A 10,153-nucleotide genomic window follows, 5' to 3' on the forward strand; every position below is an offset into this window, starting at 1 on the left:
GGGCTCCAAAGCCCGAAGCTCCAACGGCGTCGGAATCGTGTCGAGTAGGGGGGTGGATGGCGGCATAAACGAACTCCTGCCCCGCTTCCTAAGCGCCGGATGCGCGAACACAAGCCGGAACCATCCCGGTGTTATGCGCTTGTCATCGAACCTTCATCCTTGGCGGACGCCTTCTCCATCCGCTGCCAGACCGCCAGCCCCGGCAGGCCGAGCGCGAGCTCGCGGATGCGGCGGATGAGCGACAGCGCGAGCGCGGTGCCCGGCACGATCCCGAAAATTCCCCCGATCAGCACCAGCCCGCCCTCCTGAACGCCGAGCGCGCCGGGGATCAGGAACCCCGCCGCGCGCACCGCCTGCCCCAGCGATTCGATGATCGCCGCCTCGCGCCAGCCCGGGTGGAGACCGAGGATGCGCAGCGCCGCATAGGTTTCGAGGATGCCCGCGATCCACGATCCGAGGTGGAACAATGTCGACCAGCCGAGCCGCCGCGACTGCCGGTACAGCCCCACCACCGCATCGTTCAGCCCGGTGAGATCGCCGATCTGCCCGCCATGCTTCTCCGACCAGCGCCCGACGAGCCGCTCGACCAGCTTGAACAGCCCGAAGCGCTGCGCGACGACGAAACCGATCGCGATCGCCGCCATCCCCGCCACCATGCCGAAGCCTATCTCCAGCGCATGCGCATCATGCGCGCCGCCCAGCAGCAGCGCGGCGCCCATCAGTGTGAAGAGCGCCTGCGCCACCGTCTCCAGCGACAGATCGACCATGCACGAGGCGACCGCGTCCTTCAGCGCCACGCCACGCTGCCCGAGCAGCCGCGCACGCGCCAGATCGCCGCCGATCTGTGCGACGGGGAGGAGCGAATTGACCGATTCGCGCACCCAACGCAGCAGATACAGCGTCCCGAACCGCGATTGCCCCGCGATCAGCGGCCGCCAGCCGAGCGCGGAGAAGACGGTCTGCGGCACGTGCAGCGCGATCACGATCAGGATGCCCCACCCCGCGCCCTTCAGCGCCGCCCAGATCGCGCCCAGATCGTTGGTGGCGAGCAACGTCGCGGCCAGCGCGAGCCCGATGACGATCGCGACGGTCGCGGTGCGGTTCATGCCGGCGTGCGCGGTTGGTGATGGTGCATCGCCGGCCTATAGGCGGCGCGATGGATTTCGACACGCTCCTCGTCCGCTATTTCGGCCAGGCCGATCTCGGCGCGCTGGGCGCCGGTGCCTATGAGGCGGGCGTGGATCGGCTGCGCGTCGAGTTCGGGCTGGAGCGCGATCGCGGGCGGCGCTTCGCCTTGTGGTCGCTGATGCACCTGCTGGGCGTCGCGCCCGCGCTCGATGTGGCGTTCGCACATGCCGCCGACCGCGATGCCGCGCGCAACTTCATGGCGATGGCCGCGGCCGGCACGGACGACGACTGAGCGCGTTCAGCCGCCGAGGATCTGCCGGTAGAGCGCCAGATATTCGTCCGCCATGCGATCGACCGAGAAACGCTCGATCGCGGCGCGGCGGCAGGCGGCACGGTCGATCGAGTCGACCCGCGCGATCGCCTCCACCGCCTCCTGGGGGCTGTCCACCAGGAAGCCGGTGACGCCGTGGTCGATCAGCTCGGACATCGACCCGCGGCGGTTGGCGATCACCGGCGTGCCGCAGGCGAACGCCTCGACCACCGAGAGGCCGAAGGGTTCGTCGAACGCGATCAGGTGGAGCAGCGCGCGCGCCGCACCCAGGGTGCGCACCCGCTCCTCGCCGCCGACCGCGCCCAGATACATGACCCGGTCGCCGTCGATCGCCGGCTCCACCGCGCGTTCGAAAAAGCCGCGATCCTGCACGATCCCCGCCATTCGCAGGCGCCGCCCGCTGGCGGCGGCCGCGGCGATCGCCTGTTCGGGGCCCTTGTCGGGGTGGAAGCGGCCGAAGAACAGCAGGTCGTCGCTGCCCTGCGCATCGAAGGCGAAATCGTCCACGCGGATGCCGTGATGGATCGTCGCGGCATAGCGCAGCGCCGGATGCCGGTCCGCCGCGCTGATCGCGACATAGGCCACGTCATGCTGATATTCGCCGTACATCGGCAGGATGCGATCGGACGAGAAACCGTGGATCGTGGTCACGACCGGCGTCCTCACCAGCCGGCTGAAGCCGAGCGGCACGAAATCGGCCTGGTTGTGGATCAGATCGAATTCGGCCGCGCGTTCGAAGACATGAGCGACGTGGCGCATCTCCCACACCTTGGCGTCGATCGCCGGATCTTCCTCATAGGGTGCGGGCACCGGGCCCGCCAGTGTGGCGCTCGTGAGACTGTCCTGCGTGGCGAACAGCGTGACCTCCACGCCGCGCGCGACGAGCGCTTCGGTCAAGAGGCTGGTCGTCAGCTCCCACGGCCCATAATGGCGCGGCGGGGTGCGCCACGCGATCGGCGCCAGCATCGCGACCTTCATGCGGCGTCGCGTTCCGGCTCGGGCCGCCACACCGGCGTCTCGCGCTTCAGCTCGTCGGCGAACCAGGCGCAGGTCTGCACCAGCCCCTCCTCGATCGGCACGCGCGGCTGCCAGCCGAGCACCGCCTGCGCGCGCGCGATATCGGGCTTGCGGCGGCGCGGATCGTCCTGGGGCAACGGGCGATAGACGACGTCGTTGGTGCTGCCCGTCAGCGCCACGACGCGATCGGCCAGATCGCGTACCGTCAGCTCCACTGGATTGCCCAGATTGACCGGCTCCAGCCCGTCAATCTCTGATTCCATCAACCGCATCAGCCCGTCGACCAGATCGGAGACGTAGCAAAAGCTCCGCGTCTGGCTGCCGTCGCCATAGATGGTGATCGGCCGGTCCGAAAGCGCCTGGCAGATCAGATTGGACACCACGCGCCCGTCATCGGGGTGCATCTGCGGCCCATAGGTGTTGAAGATCCGCGCGACGCGCACCGCGGCGCGACCGGCGCGCGCATAATCGAAGCTGAGCGTCTCGGCAGCACGCTTGCCTTCGTCGTAACAGGCGCGCGGCCCCGTGCAGTTGACGAACCCACGATAATCCTCGGTCTGCGGATGAACCTCGGGATCGCCATAGACCTCGCTCGTCGAGGTGAGCAGGAAACGCGCACCCGCCTGTTCGGCCAGCCGCAGCAGCCGATTGGTGCCGACCACGTTGGTGAGCATGGTATGCTCGGGATCGGCCTGATATTGCGGCGGCGAAGCGGCGCAGGCGAGATTGTAGATGCGGGTGATCCGCCCGGCCTGCGCCAGCACCGCCTCGGGCAGGGGCTCGACGATGTCGGTGCGGACGAAGGTGAAGCCGGGATGATCCTCCAGCGGCGCGAGGTTCGATTCGCGCGACGTCTGCAGATTGTCGATGCAGAGCACGCGGTGCCCTTCGTCGAGCAGGCGGCGGCACAGATGCGAGCCGATGAAGCCCGCCCCACCGGCCACGAGGATCAGGTCGCCATCGGCTGGGGTCATCATCGTCTCCAAGGTCATGCGACGTCCGCCAGGGCACGCGCCTGCGCGACCGCCTGAAGATACGTCTCGAGTTCGGCCGCGCGGTGCGCGGCGGTGTGGTGGTCGAGCGCGCGCGCCTGCGCCGCACGGCCGATCGAATCGGCATCCGCGCCGTCGAGCGCCGCCAGCACGTCGTCGGTGGTGCACGCGGGCACGATCTCGCGGCCGAACGCGAACAGCATGTCGAGCCCTTCCCAGAGATCGGAGATGATCGGCGTGGCGCAGGCGGCGGCCTCGAACAGCCGGACCGAGGGCGACCAGCCCGCCGCGATCATGTCCGCGCGGGTGACGTTCAGCGTGAAGCGCGAGGCGGAATAGAAATCGGCATGCGCCGCCGGCGGCAGATGCGCGATCCGCTCGACATTGGCGGGCCAGTCGATCGTGTCGGGATATTGCGGGCCCGCCACGACGAAGCGCAGATCGGGCCGCGCGCGCGCCGGTGCCAGCAGCAGCCGGTCGAGCGTGGGCTGGCGATCCGCGCTGTAGGTGCCGAGATAGGAGAGATCCCAGCGCTTGGCCGCGCCGCTGGGCGCATAGAGCGCAGGGTCGACCGAGCAATAGAGCGCGCGGGCTGCCGGCGCGGCGTAGATCCGCTCGATCCGTTCCAGCGTCGGGCCGCCGGTAAACGACAGATAGAGGTCATAGCCGGGAATCACGGCGGGGTCGAGATATTCGAAATCGCCGCGTTCCAGCTTGGCGAGCGTCACCGGCGTGTCGATGTCGTAGAACGCCTTCACGCCGCCCGCTGTCGCCTGCACGAAATGCGAGACGGCGACGCCCTGCGGCACATAGGAGCCGACGATCACCGCATCGGCTTCGGCGATCTCGGGCGTGAAGCGCGCCAGATCGTCGATATCGTCGTAGAAGCGCAGCCGGCAATAATCGGGATCGGTCACGTCGCGCTGGTCGCGATACCAGGCCACGTCGCGTTCGAGGAACAGGATGTCGTGCCCGCGCGCGGCGAACGCCTTCAGCAGCGCGCGGAAGGTGGTCGCATGGCCGTTGCCCCAGGAAGAGGACAGGCTGAGGCCCAGGACGACGAGCCTCATGCCGCCTCCACCGCGCGCGCGGCATGTTCGCGGAAGAGCGCATCGACCTGCGCACCGCGCAGCGCATAGGTGTGCTCGGCCAGCACGCGTTTCATCGCGGCATCGCCGATCGCCCTTGCGCGTTCGGGGGTGAGCGCGGTCAGATGCTCAGCCACGTCCTGCCCGTCGCGCGCGACCAGCACCTCGTGGTCGGGCTGGAGGAACTGCTCGATCCCCTCCCATGCGTCGGTGATGAGGCAGGCGGCGGCACCCGCGGCCTCGAACACGCGCGTCGCGGGGGAAAAGCCGACATGCGCCATCGAATCGCGCGCGACGTTCAACACCGCGCGCGGGGTGGAGTTGAACGCGTTGTGCTCGGCGGTGTACACATGGCCGCGGTGGCGGACATTGGCGGGCATCGCCTTGCCGTCCCAGCCATTGCCGCCGATCAGGAAATCCTGCCCCGGCAGCGATGCCGCGGGCCGCAGGAAGAATTCCTCCACGCGCGCCTCTCGGTCGGGCAGGCGGTTGCCGAGGAAGGCGAGATCGCAGGCGAAGCGCGGATCGGGCGCGACCGGGTGGTGCGTCGTCGGATCGAGCGCATTGTACACCGGCACGCACTCCGCCGCGCCGAAGCTGCGATAGGCGTCGATCACCGGCGGGCCGCCGCCATAGGTGAGCACCATGTCGAGATCGGGCAGCGCCTTCAGCACCGGATGATCGGAATTGGCGCGCATCTCGTCCAGCGTGGCCGCGGCATCGACGTCCCAGAAGATGCGCAGCGCGTGCGGCGCGCTCTGGCGCACCACGCCTTCGAGCAATTCGGTATCGAACACGCCGACGCCGTTCGCCTTCACGACGATGTCGGCCGCGCCCGCCTCCGCCAGCACGCCGCGCAGCCCCGCTTCGGTGGCGGGATACACCACGGAGCGTGCCCATTCAGGCGGATCGATGTCACGGTGCTGCTGACGATCGAACGCATCGGGCTCGTAGAAGGTGATGGCATAGCCGCGCGCGGCCAGATCGCGCAGGATGCCGCGATAATAGGTCGCGGCGCCGTTCCAGTAGGACGACACCAGGCTGGAGCCGTAAAAGGCGATCTTCATGGGCGGGTCTCTTTCGGGCTCGCGCCGAGCGTGGCGAGGATCGCCAGCAATTCGTCGACGCGGTGGGCGCAGCTATGCCGCGTGCGGATCGTCTCGAGGCCGGACGCCACGATCGCGGCACGGAGCGCCCCATCTTCGGCGAGCGTCCGCAACTGGGTCGTCATCTCGCAACCATCGGCGGCGCGCAGATAATCCTGCCCGTCGCGGAACAGCCCCTCGCTGTCCTCCCAGGGCGCGGACACCAGCGGGATACCGCAGGCGAGCGCCTCGAACATCCGGATCGTCGGGATGCCCGGCAGGATCGTGGAATAATAACGCCGCGGCACATGGACGGTCGCGAAATGCCGCGCGAAGATCGCAGGCGCCTCGGCATTGGGCGCCCAGCCATGATAATGCGCGCCATGCCGCGCCAGCATCGCGCGCGCTTCGTCGGGATAGCGGACGCCGTAGATGTCGAGCGGCAGCCCGAGCGTCGCGGCGGGGGCGAAGAGATATTCCTCCAGCTCCGCCGTCCGCTCGCCATCGCCCCAATTGCCGATCCAGACCAGCCCGTCGCGCGCGCCCTCCTCGGCGGGCGGGTGGAACAGGCGGGTGTCGGCGGCCTCGTGCCAGGTCCACACCCGGTCGCCCCAGCCCCAGCGGCGATACACCGCCGAAAGCGTGTCGCCGAACGCCAGCACACCGTCATAGCCCGACAGATCGAAGGCCCGAATCGCGTCGGGATCGCTCACCGCCCGGTGGTGCGTATCGTGGAACAGCAGCGTGAACCGGCCACCCGCAGCGCGTAGCGCGCCGATCGCGGCGACGAGCGCAGGGTCGTTCCACTCATGGACGATCACCACGTCCGCTCCGTCGACGAGCGCGTCGTGCGGCGCAGCGGGATCGAAGACGATCGGTTGCAGCTCGGGATAATGGCGGCGGAACGGCTCCAGCCCGGCATCGCCCGCATCCGCGATCAGGTTGGTGAGGCTCCACGACCCCTCGGGTTCGAACGCGCACACGTCGTGGCCGCGCGCGATCAGTTCGCGCAGCACGCCGCGCAGGAAATGCGCGTTGCCGTGATTCCAGCACGAGCGCAGCGAATGGGTGAGATAGGCGATCCTCATGCCGCCGCCCTGCGCCGCGCATCGGCCAGGCTCTCGTAGAGCCCCGCCATGCTCGCCGCCATCGCCGCCGGGATGTACAAGCGCGCACGCTCGGCGGCGGCCTGCTCCAGATCGCGGCGCAACAGCGCGTCGTGCAGCACGCGGCGGATCGCGGTCGCGTAGCCCTCCGCATCGTCCGCAGCGACGAACAGCGCCGCATCGCTCCAGAGCTCGCGGAACGTGCCGATGTCCGACAGCACCAGCGCGCAGCCCATCGCCGCCGCTTCCAGCACCGCCAGCCCGAAAGGCTCGAACGTCGCCGCCGACACGAAGACCGGCCGCTGCGCCAGCTCGCCCGCCAGGGTCGCCGCGTCGAGGCGGCCAAGCGCGACCAGATGATCGATCGTCACCGTCTCGCCATGCGGCCCCGTCACCGGCCCGGCGGCGCGGAACGGCGCCGCGATCGCGCCGGCGACGCGGTCGAGCAGGCCGGTGTTCTTCACCCCGTCCCACAAACGCCCTGCGGTAAAGGCGTGCGGCGCGGACGGCCCCTCCCCCGCCGCGCCCAGCGGCCGGCGGCCATTGTGCACCGCGACCGGCAGCCGGCGCAGGCCGTAATGCCGCGCGACCGTCGCGGCATAGGCGATGCTGGGCGCCACGACGGCGTCCGCCGCCTGCAGTCCCTCGCGCATCAGCGCGCGCTGCCAGCGATAATCGGCGCCGAGCGGTTCCTGCCGCGCCGCCTCCCACCAAGTGGCGACGCAACCATGAGTCACCGCGACGACCGGCACGCCGAACCGCGTCCGCGCGCCGAGCGTCGGCATGTTGAGCTGGACGCAATCGACCCGAAGCCTGGCAGCCAGCGCCGCCAGCCGCTCGCCCGCCGCGAGCACGGGCGCGGGCGCGTCGCACAGCCAGTCGAGCGGCAGTTCGGCATCGACCAACGTCGCCACCGCTTCGGCCTCGGCCCGCTGGCCCGCATCGGGCGCGGGGCCGGTGATCGCCAGCAGGGTCTCGATCCCGTGGCGCCGCAGCCCATCCGCCAGATCGAGCGAATATTGCCACACGCCGCCGATCGTGTCGGTGGTCATCAACAATCGGGTGACGGCACCTTTCACGAGGCGGAGGTTTCCATGGCCTGCCCCACCGGGAGGTTGAGCTGGCGCTCGGTCGCGAGCCAGCGCGCGAGGTTGGCCACGCCGTCGGTCCACGCCACCTTGGGCGCGAGGCCCAGCGCGGCTTCGGCCTTGCGCGTGTCGGCGACGAAATAGCGCTGGTCGCCCGCGCGCCAGTCGGACGTGGCGATCTCCACCTCGCGGCCGATCAGATCGCCGATATGGCCGAGCAACTGGCGCAGGCTCACCGCATTGGCGGGGCCGCCACCGAGGTTGAACGCCTGGCCCTCCACCGCATCGATGCGCCGCCATGCCCGGACATAGGCGTCGACCGCGTTGGACACGTCGAGGATATCGCGCACCTGCTGCCCGTCGCCATAGAGCGTGATCGGCTTGCCTTCGAGCGCGCGGATCAGGAAATGCGCCACCCAGCCCTGATCCTCGGTGCCCATCTGGCGCTGACCATAGATGCAGCTCATCCGCAGCACCGCCGCCGGAACGCCGAAGCTGCGCGCGTAATCGAGCACATATTGGTCCGCCGCGCCCTTCGACACGCCATAGGGCGTGTGGAAATCGAGCGGCCGCGCCTCGCCGATGCCGTGATCGCGGATTGCGGGATCGCGCGGGACATAGCCGTGATCGCCGGTGTCGAATTCGAGGTCGATCAGGTCGCCATAGACCTTGTTGGTCGAGGCGAAGATCAAAGGCACCCGCTCGCCGCGCGCGCGCAGCGCCTCCAGCAGGTTGAGCGTGCCGAGGATGTTGATCTCGAAATCGGCGCGCGGATCCACCATGCTCGTCGTCACCGCCACTTGCGCGGCGAGGTGGAACACCGCCTGCACGTCCGATGCCGCGCGGGCCAGCGCATCCGCATCGCGGATATCGGCGATCACCGCCTCGATCCGGTCGCCGTAACGGGCCTTCAGCCAGACGAGGTTGGCGTCCACGCCGGCGCGCGCCAGCACGTCATAGACACGCACCCGATAGCCCTCGCCGGCCAGGCGATCGGCGAGGTTCGATCCGATGAAGCCGGCGCCGCCGGTGACGAGGATCGGCCGCGGGTCGATCAAGCGACCAGCCCCTTGGCTTCAAGCTCGGCGCGCATCTGGTCGACGCGGTCGTGCGCGGTCTGCTGCGCCACCCATTCGGCGAGTTCGGCCAGACCTTCGCCGAAATCGGCACGCGCCTGGAAATCGAGCCGTTCGGCGGACAGCCGCGTGTCGCAGAAGCAATGCCGGATGTCGCCCACCCGCGCCTTGCCGACGATGATCGGGGTCAAGTCGTTCTTGCCCATGGCCTTCGCCAATTCGGTGGCCACCTCGCTCACCGAACGGTCGCGGCCCGATCCGATGTTGAACGTGCCGCCCTTCGCCTGCGGCAGTACCAGCGCATCGGCGAACGCCCGCGCCACATCCGACACGTGGACGAAATCGCGGCGCTGCTCGCCATCTTCGAAGATCATCGGCTGCTGGCCGTTGAGCAGCCGCGAGGCGAAGATCGCCAGCACGCCGGTATAGGGATTGGAAAGCGCCTGCCCCGGTCCATACACGTTGAACAGCCGCAGGCACACGCCCTCCATGCCATAGGGCGCGGCCATGATATGCGTGGTGCGCTCCTGCACATATTTGTTGAGCGCATAGATCGACGACAGGTTGGGCCGCTTCCATTCGGGCGTCGGCACCGGGCTCAGCGGGCGATCCTGCGCGTCGACCGGCTCCCAGTTGGCCAGCCCGTCCCTCAGCCCGTGCCGTTCCGCATCCTCGACCAGCGCGCCATCGGCATCGCGGTAGAGCCCCTCGCCATAGATACTCATCGACGAGGCGGTGACGACGCGGCGCACCGGATGGTCGATCAGCTTTTCGAACAGCACCGCAGTGCCGACATCGTTGGTCGAGGTGTAACGCTCCACCTCGTACATCGACTGGCCGACGCCCACCTCGGCGGCGAGATGCACCACGCTGTCGACGCCCTTGAGTGCCCGCGTCACCGCATCGCCGTCGCGCACGTCGCCGCGGATCAACTCGATCTCGCCGTCGAGCATCTTGGAGCCGTCGACGACCCCGTGTACCTGCTCGATCAGGCTGTCGAGCACCCGTACCCGGTTGCCGCGCGCGAGCAGTTCGTTGCCCACCGCCCGGCCGATGAAGCCGGCGCCGCCGGTGATGAGGATCGTTTCGCTCATGCGGCGCGGATCGCGAAGGGCGTTGACAAGATCATGCGAATGGCGTGCTTTCTGGTTTGCGACGAACGAACCCTTCGAACGGCATCTTGTTCATCTTTGTTCCAGACATTCCAGCATCATGCACTGATTTGCATCAAGGAACTTAGCT

10 protein-coding genes are annotated in these 10,153 nt (G+C 68.9%); 1 reads left to right on the forward strand and 9 read right to left on the reverse strand.

The features are described 5' to 3' along the window. Nucleotides 1-131 precede the first annotated feature (131 nt). Nucleotides 132-1,106 carry a flippase-like domain-containing protein gene (locus L8H00_RS11680; protein ID WP_242097519.1) on the reverse strand — a complete coding sequence of 325 codons (975 nt, stop codon included), beginning with the start codon at nucleotides 1,104-1,106 and terminating at the stop codon, nucleotides 132-134. A 50-nt stretch (nucleotides 1,107-1,156) separates the two neighbouring features. On the opposite strand from L8H00_RS11680, the gene L8H00_RS11685 reads away from it, so the two are divergent. Continuing rightward, nucleotides 1,157-1,420: a hypothetical protein gene (locus L8H00_RS11685; protein WP_242097520.1), complete on the forward strand. Its 264-nt coding sequence runs from the start codon at nucleotides 1,157-1,159 to the stop codon at nucleotides 1,418-1,420. 6 nt (nucleotides 1,421-1,426) lie between these two features. Here the strand turns inward: L8H00_RS11685 and L8H00_RS11690 are convergent, their stop codons facing one another. Genes L8H00_RS11690 through L8H00_RS11725 form a run of 8 tightly spaced genes read right to left on the reverse strand, consistent with a single transcriptional unit; the run spans nucleotide 1,427 to nucleotide 10,005 of the window. Next, nucleotides 1,427-2,437: a glycosyltransferase family 4 protein gene (locus L8H00_RS11690; RefSeq protein ID WP_242097521.1), complete on the reverse strand. Its 1,011-nt coding sequence runs from the start codon at nucleotides 2,435-2,437 to the stop codon at nucleotides 1,427-1,429. Further along, nucleotides 2,434-3,450: a UDP-glucuronic acid decarboxylase family protein gene (locus tag L8H00_RS11695; RefSeq protein WP_242097522.1), complete on the reverse strand. Its 1,017-nt coding sequence runs from the start codon at nucleotides 3,448-3,450 to the stop codon at nucleotides 2,434-2,436. The genes L8H00_RS11690 and L8H00_RS11695 overlap by 4 nt, the downstream gene beginning before the upstream one ends. 14 nt (nucleotides 3,451-3,464) lie before the next feature. Then, nucleotides 3,465-4,538 (reverse strand): glycosyltransferase, encoded by a 1,074-nt coding sequence (locus L8H00_RS11700; protein ID WP_242097523.1) that lies wholly within the window; start codon nucleotides 4,536-4,538, stop codon nucleotides 3,465-3,467. Continuing rightward, nucleotides 4,535-5,623 carry a glycosyltransferase gene (locus tag L8H00_RS11705; RefSeq protein WP_242097524.1) on the reverse strand — a complete coding sequence of 363 codons (1,089 nt, stop codon included), beginning with the start codon at nucleotides 5,621-5,623 and terminating at the stop codon, nucleotides 4,535-4,537. The genes L8H00_RS11700 and L8H00_RS11705 overlap by 4 nt, the downstream gene beginning before the upstream one ends. Continuing rightward, nucleotides 5,620-6,729 carry a glycosyltransferase gene (locus L8H00_RS11710; protein ID WP_242097525.1) on the reverse strand — a complete coding sequence of 370 codons (1,110 nt, stop codon included), beginning with the start codon at nucleotides 6,727-6,729 and terminating at the stop codon, nucleotides 5,620-5,622. Before L8H00_RS11710 ends, L8H00_RS11705 begins: the two co-directional genes overlap by 4 nt. Beyond that, on the reverse strand, nucleotides 6,726-7,799 hold the full coding sequence (locus L8H00_RS11715) for a glycosyltransferase family 4 protein (RefSeq protein WP_242097526.1): 1,074 nt from the start codon (nucleotides 7,797-7,799) through the stop codon (nucleotides 6,726-6,728). The genes L8H00_RS11710 and L8H00_RS11715 overlap by 4 nt, the downstream gene beginning before the upstream one ends. Nucleotides 7,800-7,822: 23 nt before the next feature. Next, nucleotides 7,823-8,893 (reverse strand): NAD-dependent epimerase/dehydratase family protein, encoded by a 1,071-nt coding sequence (locus L8H00_RS11720; protein ID WP_242097527.1) that lies wholly within the window; start codon nucleotides 8,891-8,893, stop codon nucleotides 7,823-7,825. Then, the gene (locus L8H00_RS11725; RefSeq protein WP_242097528.1) at nucleotides 8,890-10,005 is read right to left on the reverse strand and encodes an SDR family NAD(P)-dependent oxidoreductase; all 1,116 of its coding nucleotides are present in this window, start codon (nucleotides 10,003-10,005) and stop codon (nucleotides 8,890-8,892) included. Before L8H00_RS11725 ends, L8H00_RS11720 begins: the two co-directional genes overlap by 4 nt. Between the last annotated feature and the right edge of the window lie 148 nt (nucleotides 10,006-10,153).

Source organism: Sphingomonas sp. CROZ-RG-20F-R02-07 (assembly GCF_022662335.1).
Taxonomy (GTDB): domain Bacteria; phylum Pseudomonadota; class Alphaproteobacteria; order Sphingomonadales; family Sphingomonadaceae; genus Sphingomonas.